The sequence below is a fragment of the Anaeromyxobacter sp. Fw109-5 genome (assembly GCF_000017505.1).
Taxonomy (GTDB): Bacteria; Myxococcota; Myxococcia; order Myxococcales; family Anaeromyxobacteraceae; genus Anaeromyxobacter.
Genome location: NC_009675.1, coordinates 2,058,649 through 2,074,567, shown reverse-complemented (window position 1 = coordinate 2,074,567; position 15,919 = coordinate 2,058,649). Strand labels below are relative to the sequence as shown.

Below are 15,919 nucleotides of genomic sequence, written 5' to 3'. Positions count from 1 at the left end.
CTCGTCATCGCGTCCACCCTCGCCGTGCGCGTCACCACGACTCGCTCCCGTGGCAGCTCAGGCCGGAGCACGACCGGCTCGTCGGATTCCAGGTGCCGGTCACGGTGCGGCTGTTGTACGTGCCGCCGAACTTCACGTTGTCCGCGCCATTCACGTGGAGCGTCCTGTCCACGAACCCGTTCGACGAGTTCACCACGGCGTTGTGGCAGTTGGTGCAGCGGAAGCTCGACCCCGAGTGCTTCGAGTGCCTGCCGCTCGAGGGCGGATTGCCGTGGCAGGACGTGCAGCCGACCTGCGTCGTGCTGGTCCAGCCCACGGTCGCGCCGGAGCCGGAGTTCACCCCGCCGCTGAATCGACCGTGGCAGTACGTCGAGGCGCAGGTGGCGCTCGTCGCGCTCGACCGCGTGTAGGTCGCGTTCGCGCCGCCGGTCTTCGCGAGCGCGCCGAAGACGACCTCTGCGACGCCGTTTCCGTCGATGTGTGCCGTGTCCGTCGTGACGCTCGCCGTGCGCGCGGGATGACACTGCGTGCAGGCGACGGCGGTCGCGATCGTCGTCGTCGCGTGGGCCTCGTGGACGCCGACGCTCACGTTCGTCGCGACGGTCCGGCCCTGGATGTCCACCGGCGGGTTCTGGCGTCCGGTGGCCGTGCTGCCGTGGCAGAAGGTGCAGCTCGTGTCCCAGGTCGCGAAGCCGGCGCTCGCGTGGCAGGTCCCGCACGAGCTCGTGGCGCCGAGATCGCCGTGGCAGCTCTTGCAGCCCGTGAGGCCGGTGAGGTTCACCTGCTTGCCGTGCTGCGCCGGCTCGGCCCAGCCGGCCGCGTGCGGCGAGGCGACGGCCTCGACGATCCCGTTCACGTGCGTCGCCAGGTTGACGCTCGTCTGCGTGTAGCCGGTGTGGCAGCTCCCGCAGGCCGTGCTCGCGGTGTGCGGCGCCTGCGGCGGCGCGCCGTGGCAGGTGCCGCAGGCGGCCTGCGTTCCGTTCACGGTGGTCCACGACGGCGCGTTGAGCAGGTCGCCCCCCACGAACTGACCGTGGCAGTAGCTCGAGGAGCAGGTCCCGGTGATGGGGTCCCACGCCGGAACCGCCCCGCCCGTCGTGGCGAGGGCGCCGAACGCGAGCTGCGCCGTGCCGTCCGCGTGATCCAGCGAGGTGGGCGGCACGTGGCACTCCGAGCAGGCGATCGGGTTCGAGTAGGCGCCGCCCTGGAGGTGCTGCTGGTGCGCGCCGACGGCCAGCGAGGTGGTCAGCGTCTCGCCCTGCGTCCCGGAAGGAGGGGCGGCGTTGATGCCGCTCCCGTGGCACGAGTTGCAGGCCATGGCGCTGAGCTCGACCGCGCCGTTGACGTGCGTGGCGAGGTTCACGTTCGTCGCGGTGTAGCCCTCGTGGCACCCGCCGCAGCTCGTGCTCTGGGTGTGCGGCGCCGGCGGGGGCGCGCCGTGGCAGGTCCCGCAGGCGGCCTCGGCCGCGCCGCCGGTCCAGGCCGGAGCGTGGTTCGAGCCACCCGCGCCGAGCGTGGCGCCGTGGCAGTAGGTGGACGAGCAGGAGACCGCGACCGGGTCGAACACGGGCGCGGCGCCCTGGAGCGTGGCGCGGCCGCCGAACTGCATGACGACCGAGCCCATGGCGTGGCTCATCGAGGTCGGCACCGCGTGGCACTCGCCGCACTGCGCGGGGCCGGCGAGCGTGCCGGCTGCCGGGCTCACGTGCGCGAGGTGCGCGCCGACCGCGCGGGTGGTGGCCTCGGCCTCGCCGCGCGTGCCGAGCGGCGGCGCGGACTTCACGTGCGCGTCCGCGCCGGCGGGAGCCTGGCGCGCCTGGTCACCGTGGCAGCTCTGGCATCCGTAGGTGCCGACGCCGCCGCCGCCGACCTGGACGTACCCATCGTTGTGCGTCCCGTTGGGCACCACCTGGTTCGACGCGTCGACCGTGGTCGAGTGGCAGCCGTAGCAGTTGGTGTCGGTGGTATGGACGCCGCCGCTCCGCGTGGAGGTCGGCGGAGCGCCGTGGCAGCTCTGGCAGCCCTCTCCGGCGATGTCGAGCGTGCCGTCGTTGTGCGCCTCGGTGAGCACGCCGCTGGACTGCATGCTCGGGTGGCAGCTCTGGCACGCCGAGTCCTGCGGGTGGGGCAGGCCGGGCGGGAAGCCGTGGCAGTTGGCGCAGTTCGGGGTGACCGGCTTCGGCGTGCCCCAGTACTCGGCGCCGTGGCAGCCCGTGCTCGAGCACGTGCGCGTCGTCCGGTTGTAGAAGGCGAACGGCACGTCCGCGACGCTGTTCATGTGCGTCATCGCGTTCGTGGTCGTCGTCGAGTAGCCGGTCCCGTGACAGCGGCTGCACGCGTACTCGCTGTGCTCGAAGTGCTCGCCGGACGCGGGCGGCACGCCGTGGCACTGGTTGCAGCTCTGGCGGGCCGCCTGGCCGGTGCGGCCCCAGTACTCGCCGCCGTGGCACGAGAGGTTGCTGCAGGTGCGGCGGACGGGGTCCCAGCCGGACAGCGTCACGTCCTGGCGGGCGTTCCGGTGGAGCGCGGGGTTCTCGGTCGTGGCCGTGTAGCCGGCGTGGCAGCGGTCGCACGCGACGCGCTCGTGGAGGTGCTCGAGGTGCTCGCCGGTCATCGGCGGCGTGTCGTGGCAGCTGTTGCAGCCGCTCGGGAAGTCGGAGACGCCGTTCACGTGCGTCGCCTTGCGGACGCTCGTCTCGGTGTAGCCAGGGTGGCAGCGGATGCAGTCCGAGTCCTGCGGGTGCGGCGCCGGCGGCGGCGCGCCGTGGCAGGTCGTGCAGCCGACCGGCGAGGGGTTCGTCCAGGTCGGGCTGTGGTCCGTGCCGCCGCGGCCGAGCGTCGAGCCGTGGCAGTAGGTGTTCGAGCAGGTCTGGCCATCGAACGTGGGCGTGGCGTCGTCCATCGTGGCGAGGCTGCCGAACGTCACCTGGGAGGTGCCGTCCGCGTGATCGAACGTCGTCGGGACGGCGTGGCAGTAGCGGCACTTGTTCGGGATCGCGATCCCATTGCCGCGGTTCACGTGCGCCTGATGCTGGCCGACGGAGCGCGAGGCGGAGTCCGTCTCACCGCGGGAGCCGTAGGGTGGCGCGGCGATGGCGAGCGGGTCCGCCTGCATGACGAGGACGCGCGAGTTGTCGCCGTGGCACGACGAGCAGGTGAGGTTCGTCGCCTCCACGACGCCGTTGATGTGGGTCGCGGCGTCGACGCTCGTGAGCGTGTAGCCGGGGTGGCAGTTGTCGCAGATCTGCGTGCGCGGGTGCGGCGGCGGCGGCGGCGCGAGGTGGCACGTGCCGCAGGCCGCCTGCGAAGCCCCGCCGGTCCAGACCGGCGCCTGGTTCGTCCCGCCGCCCCGCAGGACCGCGCCGTGGCAGTACGTCGAGGCGCAGGTGAGGGTCTGAGGGTCCCAGGCCGGCGTCGCGCCACCGGTGCTGGAGAGCGGACCGAAGGTGAGCTGGACCGCGCCATCGGCGTGATCCATCGAGGCCGGCACGACGTGGCACTCGGCGCACTCCATCGGGCCGCGGAGCGCGCCGCCGGCGAGGTGCGCCTGGTGCGCGCCGACCGCGCGCGCGGTGGCATCGGTCTCCCCGCCCGTTCCGAGCGGCGGCGCGGCGTTCACCTCGGAGCCGTGGCAGGAGTTGCAGGCGAGCGCCTTCACGTCCACGTCGCCGTCCAGGTGGAGCGCGACGTTGACGGAGGTCTGCGTGTAGCCCTCGTGGCAGTTCGCGCAGGCGGGGTTCTGGGAGTGCGGCGCGGGGGGCGGCGCGAGGTGACAGGTCCCGCAGGCCGCCTGGGTTCCGTCCACCTGCGTCCAGACCGGCGAGAACGCGCCGTGACAGGCCGTCGTGCACGTGGCTGTCTCGCGGCTCCACCCCACGGCCGCCGCGACCTCGACCACGCCGTCGGCGTGGCGCAGGTCGGCCGGCACCGCGTGGCAGGTCTCGCACGAGACCGGAGCGGACATCGACCCGCCACCGAGGTGCTGCTGGTGCGCGCCCACGGCGAGGGTGGTGGTCTCGAGCTCGCCGCGCGTCCCGTACGGCGGGGCGGCGTTCTGCGCGCCGCCGTGGCACGACGAGCAGGTGAGCCCGGCGCCGCCCAGCTCGACGAGCCCGTTCACGTGCGTCTCGACGTTGACCGCGCCGGCGGCGTAGCCCGGGTGGCATGCGCCGCAGTCGGCGTTGGCCGGGTGCGGCACCGGCGGCGGCGCGCCGTGGCAGGCGCCGCACGCGCGATCGCTGCCGTCGGTGCGCGTCCAGAGCGGGACCGGGACCGAGCCACCGGCCCGGCCTCCGTGGCAGTAGGTCGAGGCGCAGGTCGCCTGGGCGCGATCCCAGGCCGGCGTGCCGACCGGCGGGACGGCCAGGCCGGAGAACGCCACGCCCGCGACGCCGTCCGCGTGGCCGGGAGCCAGGGCGTCCGCCGGGACGACGTGGCACGCCCCGCAGGAAACCGGCTTCGAGACCCCGTGCGTCGCGCTCAGGTGCGCGGCGTGCGCCCCCACGCGGAGCGCGTCGCCGGCGTGACCCCAGGTCGTGCGCGGCGGCGCGGCGCCGTCGGGCCCGCCGTGGCAGAGCGAGCACTCGGTGCGCCAGCTCGCGCCGTGGCACTGGGCGCAGGAGATCGACACCGAGCCGCCCACGCCGTCGAGCGCCGGGCCGTGGCAGGCGGTGCACGCCGCGAGGCCCGAGTTGGCGGAGTACGCGTGGAAGCTCGCGCTCGCGGAGTCCATCCACGGCTGGGCGTGACCGCCCGGGAGCCGCTTGCCGCACGGATGGCAAGCGTCGCAGCCGATGCCCTTCGTGGCGTAGAGGTCGTGGGCGGTGGCGCCCGGACCGGCGACGAGCGCGGACGAGGTCGCGCGCGGGACCGAGGGCTTCGGCGTCGCGGTCGCCGGAGGCGGAGCGTCGGGGCCACACGCGGCGAGCAGGAGCGCGGCGCACGCCGCGGCGCGGACGGTGTTCCTCACGGTTCCTCCACCGCGCACGGCGGACCGGGCGCGACTTCGCTGCGAGTGCAGGCGAGTGGAGGCTAGGTATCAGGGTGAACTACATTCCGACCTGATCGGCGTCACGAACCGTTTAAAGGCGAAGCGACCAATTGTCGCGGCGGGCATCGAGGCACCGCCTCACGGAGGTGCCCGCGCGTTTCCGGGATGGGGCCGCCGGCGCTGAGTCAGCGCGCGGCGACCTCGGGCAGGTGCCCGACGCGGCTGGACGCCTCCTGCTTGAGGGCGTCCACGAGCTCGGCCTCGCTCGGCGCTCCGGCGGCGCCGGGCTGCACGCGTGCGGCGGCGGCGCGGAGCGCGCCCACGGTCTCGGAGATGTAGCTCGACACCTGCGCGTCCAGCTCCTCGTAGGGACCGTCGAGGTAGCGCTGCCCGTAGATCTCGCGCCGCCGGTTGTCCACGATGGAGACCAGCACGCGCTCCCGGCCGAGGAACTGGCGGACCGCGCTCAGGCGCAGGGAGCCCTGCTCTCCGCTCGCGGTGCGGACCTGAAACGGCACGTCGAGCACCAGCGCGGGCTCCGTGCGGTCCCAGAACGCCCGCTCGTCGAGGGCATAGCGGAGCGGCGCGAACGTCGGCTCGCGTACGGAGAGGATCTCGAGGATCCGCGTCGCGAGCGGACCCCGGCGGCGGCCCTGGAGGAACTCCGCGTGGGCTTGATCGAACAGGCGGCTCGTCTCGACGTGCCGGTCCCAGCGAGCCTTCCGCGCCGTCTCCGTCGCCGGGTCGCCGGAGGGAGCCAGGAGACCGTACAGGCTCTCCCGGTGCTGCGACAGCGCGCGCACGTTGTCGCCGTCCAGACCCGGCTTGCCCTGGGAGGCCGGCGCAGAGAACTCCAGCGCGAGGTTGTCGTCCGTGTTGAGGGCTCCGCCGGCGCCGAACGCCCGGGCCCCCTCCGTCCCCATGAGGAAGAAGGAGAGGAAGTCCTCGGCGCTGGCCATGTGGATGGGCGCGAGCGCGTCGTGGATCTTCGGGGTCTGGAGTCGGCGCGCGAGCGCCGCCTCGTCGATCACGATGGGAGACTGCGAGCCGATGAGCACCGCGTCGTAGTACGTGAGCCAGACGACCACGTGCTCGAAACTGTCCGCGAACGTGCGCAGCACGGTCTGCACGTCCTTCACCGTCAGCTCGTACATGGGCAGCCACTGGCAGGCGATGCCGCCCGGCGCGAGTCGATCCGAGACGCTCCCGAAGAACTCGCGCGTGTAGATGTACCCGGCGCCGCCCGACCAGGGGTGGATGGGATCGGCGGTGATGACGTCGAACTTCTCGCGCGTGGTGGAGAGGAAGTTCCGTCCGTCGTTGAACACGACGTGGAGCCGCGGGTCGTCGAGCACGCCGCCGTTCCAGGCGGAGAACGTGCGCGCCACCCCCAGCATGGCCGGCTCGATCTCGCCGAGGACGATGCGCTCCGCCTCCGGATGGGACCCCACGGCGCCCAGGGTCATGGCGGTGCCGGTGCCGAGCACGAATACGCGCTTCGGATCCGGGTGGAGCAGCATCGGGAGGTGCCCGAGGGTGCGCTGCACCTGCACGTCCCCCGAGTACGTGGACGCCTCGGGGCGCCCGTTCACGATGAAGGTCTGCACGCTGCCCTTGGGGCGGATGACGCTCACGATCTCGTTCACGCCCTCGTGGTAGTAGAGGACGTCGATGTTCTTGCGCTTGATGGTCTCCGGCGTGTCGAGCGTGCGGGCGTTGTTCTGGAACGCGGCGAAGAAGTCGCGGTCCCACGCGCGGCCCCAGTCAGGGAGCGCGCCTCGCGCGACGAGCAGGACCGCCGCAGCCGTCGCGATCGCGGTGAAGGCCTTGCGCGGAGCCGTCACCAGGGCCGCGGCGACGGCGAGCCCCATGGCGACGTTCAGCACGACGAGCATCTGGAGGGAGCGCTCGATCCCGAAGAGGTAGACGAGGGCGAATCCGCTCACGGTGGAGCCGAGGATCGCGCCGATCGTGTTCGAGCTGAGGAGCCGGCCCACCGTCCCGCCCGTCTCGTCGTCGGCGGACGCCCAGATGGCCCCCGCGGCCGGGAAGGCCATCCCCATGAAGAAGGCGGGGACGAACATGAAGACGAAGGCGATGAGGGCCGACGCGAGGAGCCGCCCGCTGAACTCCGCCTCGGCCGCGCCGACGAGGAGCACCTGGAGCTGATTCGACGTCCAGGGCAGGTGGCGCATCAGGACCGTCACGCCGAGCGCGCTGGCGCCGATGGCGACCTGCGTGCCGGCGAAGATGAGGACGCCGCCCCGGCTCGGCCGAGCCCACCGCGCGGCGCGCAGCAGCGCGAAGGCGTGGCTGCCGATCCCGATGCCGGCGAGGAACGCCGCGAGCATGATCGTGAAGCTGTAGACGGACGTCCCCACCACGAGCGTGAGCATCCGCGTCCACAGGACCTCGTAGCCGAGGGCGCAGAACCCCGACACGCCGATGCCGAGCACGGTGAGCTTCCGCGCGAGCGCGCTGGCGCCCTCCCCTTCCGGACGCGCTGGGGCCTCGCGGGGCGAGGAGGTGGCGACCGGCCCTGCATCCGGAGCCGCCTTGCGCCCGAGGAGGACGGAGGCGACGCCGACGCCGGCGCTCACCACGGCCGCGAAGACGAAGGTGGTCGTCACGCCGAGCGCCTTGAGGAGCACGAACCCGGCCAGCACCGTGCCGACCACCGCGCCGAACGTGTTGAACGCGTAGAGGAACGAGAGCTGGTTGCCGAGCCCCTCGCCGCGGCGGACGACGTAGCGGGTGAGCACGGGGAGCGTACCCCCCATGAGCGTGGTGGGGATCGCCAGCGCGAGCACGGCGAAGGTCACGCGCAGGAACGTGAGCCAGGGGGCGTTCGTCTCGGCGACGCGGGCCAGCGGTCCGTACAGCCACGGGAAGGCATGGATGAGGCCGAGCGAGGCGAGCGCGGACGCGGCGATGCCGAGCTCGAGGAGGCCGTAGAGGAAGAGCGGCCGGTCCGTCCGGTCCGCGCGCCCGCCGAAGATGCGGCTCCCGAGCGCCTGGCCTCCCATGAAGACCGCGAGCACGGTCGTGACCGCGAGGTGCGACGCGCCGAACACGAGCCCGAGCGAGCGCACCCACGCGACCTGGTACACGAGCGCTGCCGCGCCGGAGAGGAGGAAGAGCAGGAAGACCAGTGCACGCACGCGGAGCTCCGAGCGAGTGAGATGACGCTGCCCAGCGACCTCTTCGCGGGCCTCGGGGGCCCGCATGATGATCCACAACGCCCCGTTCAGGCAATGCGGGGAAAGGTGGCGGACCCTCCGCTGGCGGTCCCGAACCTTCGGTATGCCAACCGACGGCTCGGGCACCAGCTTCCGGGGAGGAGCGTTACGCCATGAGAATTCGAACCGTCGTCGCGTTCGTCGCCGCGCTTGCCGCGTCAGGTTGTCGCACCGTCAGCCACGGAGCGGCCGAGGGCCATGAAGGAGGGGCGGTGGTCGAGGGGCGCGTCGAGCGCGTGACCCCCGGCGACACGAGCGTCACGGTGCTCGACGGGAGGGCGCGAGAGGAGGTCGTCCTCATCGCGCCAGACGCCGAGGTCCGGATCGACGACTTCAAGGCGTCGTTCGACGACATCCAGGAAGGCCAGCGCGTCCGTGCGTCGCTCGACGAGGTCGACGGCGTTCAGCAGGTCGTCCGGATCGAGATCCTGGATCAGGCGGTCCCCGCGCCCGTACCGGACGCCGCCCCGGAGAGCGGCGCCGGCAGTCCGGACAGCGAGTGACTTCAATCACTCGTAGTAGTGGCACGCTTCGCAGACGGCGCTGGCCTGCTTCGTACCGTCCACGTGCAGCTCGAGGTTCACCGAGGTCTGGCTGTAACCGGAGGGGTGGCACTGCCCATTCCCCCCGGCGCAAGAGAGTCCCCGATGAATGTAGTGGAAGGTGCCTGCTCCCGGGGCAGACGGGCTGAAGTGACAGGTCCCGCACGCCGCCTGGCTCGGCCCGCCGGTCCAAGACGGGGTCTTGTTGCTGCCCGTCGTCGACAGCGCCCCGTGGCAGTAGTTGGTGCACGTCGCGTTGGCGGTGTTGAACGTGGGCGTGACTCCGTTCGCCGAGGCCTTGGCGCCCCACGCGAGCTGGACCGTCGAGTCCGGGTGGCTCGTGGAGGTCGGCACCGCGTGGCACTCCTCGCAGGCGATCGGCTTCGAGAGCGCGCCGCCGAGGAGGTGCTTCTGGTGGGCGCCGACCGCGCGCTGGGTCGTCGCCGTCTCGCCGTGCGTGCCGATGGGCGGCGCCGACTTGAGCGTGTCGGTGCCCGCGCGCGCGGAGTCGCCGTGGCACGACGTGCAGGTGAGCGCCTTCACGTCCACCGTCCCGTCGATGTGCGTCACCGGGTTCGTGGTCGTCGCCGTGTAGCCGTCGTGGCAGCTCCCGCACAGCGGGCTGCCGGGGTGCGGCGCCGGCGGCGGCGCGCCGTGGCAGGAGCCGCAGGCGCCCTGCGTCCCGTCCACCTTCGTCCAGGTCGGCGCCGTGGCCGAGCCGCCGCCGATGGCGAGCGACGCGCCGTGGCAGTAGTTGGTGCAGGTCGCGCCGTTCCAGCTCGGGATCACGCCGTGGAGCTTCGCCGTCGCGCCCCAGGTCATCACCACCGCGCCGTCGGGGTGCGTCATCGACGTGGGCTCGACGTGGCACTCGCTGCACGCGAGCGCCCGCATGACGCCCTTGCCGATCACGTGCGACAGGTGGGCGCCGACCGCGCGAGCGGTGGTCGCCGACTCGCCGCCGGTGCCGTAAGGCGGCGAGGCCTTCAAGGACGCGCTGCCGGCGCGGCTCGGATCGCCGTGGCAGGAGGCGCAGGTCATCGGCAGGAGGTCCAGCTGGCCGTTCGCGTGGACGGCGCGGTTCACGCCGCCCGGCGGGTACGAGGGGTGGCAGCTCCCACAGTTGGTGCTGCGCGAGTGCGGCGCGGGCGGCGGGGCACCGTGGCAGCTGCCGCAGACCGCCTGCGAACCGTCCACGGTCGTCCAGGACGGCGCGTTGAGCGGCGCGCCGCCGACGAAGGCGCCGTGGCAGTAGGTGCTGGAGCAGGTCGCGGCGGCGCGGTTCCAGGAGGGCGTGGCGCCGTCCTTCGTCGCGATCGTGCCCCAGGCGACGTCGACCGTCGCGTTCGGATGGGTCATCGTCGCGGGCACCACGTGACACTCGCTGCACGCGTAGCCGTTCGAGAGGACGCTCCCGATCACGTGCGTCTGGTGCGCGCCGACCGCGAGCGAGGTCGTCGCCGTCTCGCCGCCCGCGCCGATGGGCGGCGCGGCCTTCACGAGCTCCGCGCCCGCCCTGATCGAGTCGCCGTGGCAGGAGCTGCACGTCATCGCCTTGAGATCGAGCCCGCCGTCGATGTGATCGGCGAGGTTGACGGTCGTGGCGGTGTAGCCGTCGTGGCAGTTGCCGCAGGCCGGATTCTGCGAGTGCGGTGCGGGCGGCGGGGCGCCGTGACAGGTGCCGCACGCGCCCTGCGACGCCCCGCCGGTCCAGACCGGGTTGGTCTTCGAGCCGCCCGCCGCGAGCGTCGCGCCGTGGCAGTACGTGCTCGCGCAGGTCGCGGTGGTGCGCGTCCACGTCGGCGCGGCCCCGTCGGTGCGGGCCAGCGTGCCGAACGCCAGGTCCACCTTCACGTCGGAGTGGCCCATCGAGGTCGGGACGGCGTGGCACTCGTTGCACGCCACCGGGCCGGCGAGCGCGTTCCCCTGCAAGTGGACCTGGTGGGCGCCGACCGCGAGCGAGGTCGTGGCGGTCTCGCCCCCGGTGCCGACCGGCGGCGCGGCCTTGAGGAGCTCGGACCCGGCGCGCGCCGAGTCACCGTGGCAGGAGCTGCACGTCATGGCCTTCACGTCCGCGCGGCCGTTCACGTGGGTCGTCTTGTTGACGGAGGACTGCGTGTAGCCGTCGTGGCAGCCGCCACAGTTCGGGTTCTGCGAGTGCGGCGCCGGGGGCGGCAGGCCGTGGCAGGCGCCGCAGGCGGCCTGCGTGCCGTTCACCGTGGTCCACGCCGGCGCCGGGATCGAGCCGCCGCCGAGCTTGGCGCCGTGGCAGTAGGTGTTGCAGGTCGTCCCGCTGAACGTGGAGGCGACCCCGTCCGAGTTGGCGATCGTCCCGAAGGCGAGCGCGGGCCTGCCGTCGACGTGCGTAAGGCTGGCGGGGACGGCGTGGCACTCGGCGCAGGCGAAGCCGCCGGAGAGCGCCCCACCGGTGAGGTGCTTCACGTGGGCCCCGACCGCGCGGTCGGAGGTGGCGGTCTCGTTCTGCGAGCCCTGGGGCGGCGCCGCCTTCACGAGCGCCGTGCCGGCGCGGGCCGGATCGCCGTGGCAGAAGCTGCAGTTCGACTGCCAGCTCGCCCCGTGGCAGCTCGCGCAGGAGACGCCCGACGCGCCGCCGGTGAGGTCCGAGCCGTGGCAGCCCTTGCAGCTCGCGAGATCGGCGTTCGCGGCGAGGCCGTGCGTCGCCGGGTTGGACCAGCCGTCGGGGTGATAGCTCGTCTTCTGGAGCACGCCGTCGAGGTGCTTGCCGCCTGCGAGATCGAGCGTGGTGTCCGTCGCCATCGTCTCGGGGTGGCAGCCCTTGCAGCTGCTCATCTGCGGGTGCGGCGAAGGCGGCGGGTTGCCGTGGCAGGTGCCGCAGGCGGCCTGCGTGCCGTCCACCTTGGTCCAGAGGGGCGCGGTGATCGTGCCGCCCGCGGCGAGCGTGCCGCCGTGGCAGTAGGTGCTCGCGCAGGTGAGGTCCGTCGTGAAGGACGGCGCGGTGGCGCCGTTCGCGGAGGCGAGCGGGCCCCAGACGAGGTCCACGCTCCCGGTCACGTGCCCGATGTCGGTCGGGACCGTGTGGCACTCGGTGCACTGCATCGGCCCGCGCACCTTGCCGGCGACGAGGTGGGCCTCGTGCGCGCCGACCGCGCGATCCGTCTTCGCGAGCTCGCCCTGCGTGCCGACCGGCGGCATCGCCTTGTTGGCGGCCCGGTTTCCGTCGCCGTGGCAGAACGTGCAGCTCGTCCGCCAACCCGCCTGGTGACACGTGTCGCAGGAGATGCCGGTCATGCCGCCCGTGAGGTCGGCGCCGTGGCAGCTCTTGCAGCTCGCGAGATCGCGGTTCGCCGCGTAGCCGTGGGCGGTGGGCACGACCCAGCCAGCCGGGTGGTAGTCGTTCACGTCTACGGTGCCGTTCACGTGGAGGCCGTTGACGAGGTTGATCGTGCCGTCCGTCCGCACGGTGCCGGGGTGGCAGACGGAGCAGGTGGTGCCGGCCGGGTGCGGGGACGGGGGCGGTGCGCCGTGGCAGGCGCCGCACGCGTTGGCCGTTCCGTTCACCTGGGTCCAGACCGGGTTGTTGAGGGTACCGCCGGCGAGCGTGGCGCCGTGGCAGTAGGTGGAGCTGCAGCTCGGGCTCTCCGGGCTCGTCTTGTCGAGCACCGGCGTCACGCCCTCGCGGCTGGCGAGGGCGCCGAACGCGACGTCCACGACTCCGTCCGCGTGGTCCGCCGCGGCGGGGACGAGGTGGCAGTTGTCGCAGCCCATGGGCCCGGCGACGGCTCCGCCGAGGACGTGCGCCTCGTGCGCGCCCACCGCGCGCTGGGTGGTGGCCGTTTCGCCGTTGAGGCCGGTGGGCGGAGCCGCCTTGGCGAGCTCGTTCGGCGCGACGCGCTGCGCGTTGCCGTGGCAGGTGGCGCAGCCGCCGGCGAGCTCGACCTGGCCGTTCAGGTGGAGCGAGGGCGCGATGGCGCCCGGACCGGCGGGCGTGAGCGAGTCGGGATGGCAGCGCTCGCAGTCGAACCGCTGCGGGTGCGGCGCGGAGGGAGGCAGCCCGTGGCAGCTCCCGCAGGTGGCCTGCGTCCCGTCGACGGTCGTCCAGACCGGCGCCGTCCTCGAGCCCCCACGGAGCGTCGCGCCGTGGCAGTAGACGGTGCAGGACGCGTCGGCCTCGTGGAACGCCGCGGCGGCGCCGTCCGCGCGCGCGAGGACTCCGGGCACGAAGCCCGGGTCCCCGTCGATGTGCGCCGCGGGGTTCTCCGGCGGCGGGGCGACGTGACACGCGTCGCAGCCGAGCGGCGGCGAGATCCGGCTCGTGCCCATCACGTGCGCCGTGTGCGCGCCGACCGAGCGGAGCTCCGTGCTCGTGTTCGCGTGCACGTCGCGCGGCGGCGCGCCGGTGGAGTTCTCGTCGCCGCCGTGGCAGCGCGTGCACGTCGCCGCGACCGCCGTCTCCTCCTCGCCGGCGACGGGGCGCGCCGAGCATGCGCTCAGCGCGAACGCCGCGAGGGAGACTGCGATGCCGAAGACCTGACGCTTCATCACTCTTCCCCCGCGGATGGCCATTCGCGCGACGACGCCTCGGCGGTTGCGCGCAAGCCCCGGTTCATGGCTCAAAAGAAGGGCCCCAGTGTAGGCCGCATTGCACCGGAAGACACGCCCGCCCCGGCGAAACGTTGACGCACCCGGGCGACTTTTGATCGTGCTCAATCCAATACCGCTGGGCGGGCGCGACCGGCCCCACCCCCACGGCACGTGACCCTGCGGCAGCGTTCGAACGAGAGACGTGCTGAGGCACTTGTGGGCGCGCGCGAAGCACCTCGCGTGCCGAAGCGCCTCGATGCGCCGGAGCACGCTCTCGCAGTCGCTCCAGAGAGTACCCGGGTTTCGCGGGCGGGGGCGCAGCGGGTCAAACGCCGCACCCGGCGTCCGAGGTGGGCGATATGCCCCACCCTGCCCCATGGATGAAGAGGCGACCAAGGGCTCGGACTCGGTCGACAGCGCCCGCCGACGACGAGCGCACGTCACGTCATCGTCGACCGGCGTCGAGCAGGCGATAGACGGCGAGCTGGGCGGCCAGGTGCGCGAGGTGTTCCGCGAGCGCGAACCGCTCGACTCCCCGCGCGCGCGCACGAGCGATGCGGAAGCACTCCCACGCACCCTCCGAGTACCCTGCGCCCGTCTTCGAGGCGCCGTGCCACCGGAACCGCGCGAGCGGCCGCGGCACGAACACCGGCTCCGCCACGCGCGCGAACCGCAGCCACAGGTCGTAGTCCATCGCGTAGTGGAGCGACTCGTCGATGGGCCCGACCTCGTCGATCAGATCGCGCCGGAAGAACGTCGCCGGCTGGGGGATGAAGTTCCGGCCGACGAGGCGGCGCAGGCTATAGCGGCGCGCGACCCAGGCCTTGTAGCGGGCGATGGCGCTCCGGACCTCGGCGTCGCGCTCGTCGATGATCGGGCACTCGCCGAAGCACCAGCGCGCGCCGGTACGGGCCAGCGTCGTCACGACGGCGTCGAGCGCGCCCGGTGCGTACGTGTCGTCCGAGTTGAGCCAGGCGACGATGTCCCCCGTGGTCGCCCGGAACCCCTTGTTGATCGCGTCCGACTGTCCCCGGTCCGGCTCCGACACGAACCGCAGCCGGCCCTCGTACCGCCGGAGGATGGAGACGGTCTCGTCCGTCGAGCCGCCGTCCACCACGAGATACTCGAGCTCGAACTCGCCGCGCTGCGCGAGCACGCTCTCGATCGTCCTCTCGATGTAGGCGCCCTGGTTGAACGAGGGCGTCACGACGCTGACCTTCAAGGCTCCTCCGGAGCGGCGCATTATCCGCCGTTCCCTCCCAGACGTGCGAACATCACCGGAGCGCATTTTTTTCGCGAGAGGCCGAATGCTCGGCTCGGGCATGCGCAGAGTTTCTCGCACGTTCCCGATGTGTTACGTGGCCAGGCCGCAGGTACGTCCCGTGCACTTGCGGCGAAAGCGATGATGCTCTCCGAGAACGCCCGGATTCTCGTGGTGATGCCGGCCTTCAACGAGGCACGGCAGATCCGGCGCGTCGTCGAGGCGGTTCGCGGACAAGTCGCAGGCGACGTGCTCGTGGTGGACGACGGCTCGCGAGACGAGACCGCCGGCGAGGCACGGCGTGGCGGCGCTGTGGTGGCGACGCACCCGGTCAACCTCGGCTACGGCGCGGCCCTCCAGACGGGCTATCGCTACGCGCTGCGGCACGGGTACGACGCGGTGCTGCAGCTCGACGCCGACGGGCAGCACGACCCGGCGTCGATTCCGCCGCTGCTCCGAGCGCTCGAGCGCGCGGACGTGGTGGTCGGCTCGCGCTTCCTCGATGGCGACTCGTACCGCCCTCCCCTGCTCCGGCGGCTCGGGATGTGGCTCTTCGGCTCCGTCGCGAGCGCGCTGTCCGGTCAGCGGATCACCGACCCCACGAGCGGCTTCCAGGCCATCTCGCGCGAGGCGCTGCACTTCTACTCGCACGAGCGGTATCCGGTGGACTACCCGGACGCCGACGTGCTCGCGATGGTGGCGCGCTCCGGGCTGCGACTCACCGAGGTGCCCGTCCGCATGCTGCCGTCGCCGCCCGGGAAGAGCATGCACGGCGGCTTCATCAAGCCGTTCTATTACGTGTTCCGGATGTCCCTCGCGCTGTTCTTCGTTCCCCTACGGAGCGAGAAGCGATGATGACGACCAACCAGCACGTGTTCGCGATGGCCGTGAGCGTCGTGACGCTCGGCGTGATCCTGGAGCTCATCCGCAGGCGAAAGCTCCGCGAGGAGTACTCGTTCCTGTGGGTGATCACGACGCTCGGCATGCTGGTGCTCTCGATCTGGTACGGCCTGGTCGAGTGGCTCACCCGCCTCAGCGGCGCCGTCACCCCGACGACGACGCTCTTCATCTTCGGGCTCGTCTTCCTGCTCCTCATCAGCGTTCACTTCTCGACCGTGCTGTCGCGGCTGACCGAGCAGGTGCGGCGGCTGACGCAGGAGCTGGCGATCCTGTCGGCGGAGCGGGACGAGGGGCGGTCGCATGCCACCCGGCAGTCGCCAGGTGCGGCAACCGCTTCCGAGGAGGCCCAGGCCCCGGCGCCGCGGAGGACGACCGCGTGAGCGCGGCTGGTTCGCCGTGCGCCGGAACCGCGGTCGATCCCTCC

At 72.7% G+C, this 15,919-nt stretch carries 7 protein-coding genes; 3 read left to right on the top strand and 4 right to left on the bottom strand.

All coding sequences use genetic code 11. The features are described 5' to 3' along the window. Positions 1–31: 31 nt before the first annotated feature. On the bottom strand, positions 32–4,969 hold the full coding sequence (locus ANAE109_RS09305) for a CxxxxCH/CxxCH domain-containing protein (protein WP_012096605.1): 4,938 nt from the start codon (positions 4,967–4,969) through the stop codon (positions 32–34). A 206-nt stretch (positions 4,970–5,175) separates the two neighbouring features. After that, positions 5,176–8,151: a fused MFS/spermidine synthase gene (locus ANAE109_RS09300; protein ID WP_012096604.1), complete on the bottom strand. Its 2,976-nt coding sequence runs from the start codon at positions 8,149–8,151 to the stop codon at positions 5,176–5,178. 191 nt (positions 8,152–8,342) lie between these two features. On the opposite strand from ANAE109_RS09300, the gene ANAE109_RS09295 reads away from it, so the two are divergent. Then, on the top strand, positions 8,343–8,732 hold the full coding sequence (locus ANAE109_RS09295) for a hypothetical protein (RefSeq protein WP_012096603.1): 390 nt from the start codon (positions 8,343–8,345) through the stop codon (positions 8,730–8,732). Positions 8,733–8,738: 6 nt separating this feature from the next. Here the strand turns inward: ANAE109_RS09295 and ANAE109_RS23390 are convergent, their stop codons facing one another. Beyond that, positions 8,739–13,292, bottom strand: a complete 4,554-nt coding sequence (locus ANAE109_RS23390) for a CxxxxCH/CxxCH domain-containing protein (RefSeq protein ID WP_083776840.1) — start codon at positions 13,290–13,292, stop codon at positions 8,739–8,741. Positions 13,293–13,779: 487 nt separating this feature from the next. Beyond that, positions 13,780–14,556, bottom strand: a complete 777-nt coding sequence (locus ANAE109_RS09285) for a glycosyltransferase family 2 protein (RefSeq protein ID WP_049768556.1) — start codon at positions 14,554–14,556, stop codon at positions 13,780–13,782. A 180-nt stretch (positions 14,557–14,736) separates the two neighbouring features. Here ANAE109_RS09285 and ANAE109_RS09280 point away from each other — a divergent pair, with 180 nt between their 5' ends. Together ANAE109_RS09280 and ANAE109_RS09275 are read left to right on the top strand one after the other, a co-directional pair. Further along, positions 14,737–15,450, top strand: a complete 714-nt coding sequence (locus ANAE109_RS09280) for a glycosyltransferase family 2 protein (RefSeq protein WP_012096600.1) — start codon at positions 14,737–14,739, stop codon at positions 15,448–15,450. After that, positions 15,447–15,875, top strand: coding sequence for a DUF2304 domain-containing protein (locus tag ANAE109_RS09275; RefSeq protein WP_012096599.1), 429 nt, complete (start codon positions 15,447–15,449; stop codon positions 15,873–15,875). The genes ANAE109_RS09280 and ANAE109_RS09275 overlap by 4 nt, the downstream gene beginning before the upstream one ends. Positions 15,876–15,919 lie beyond the last annotated feature (44 nt).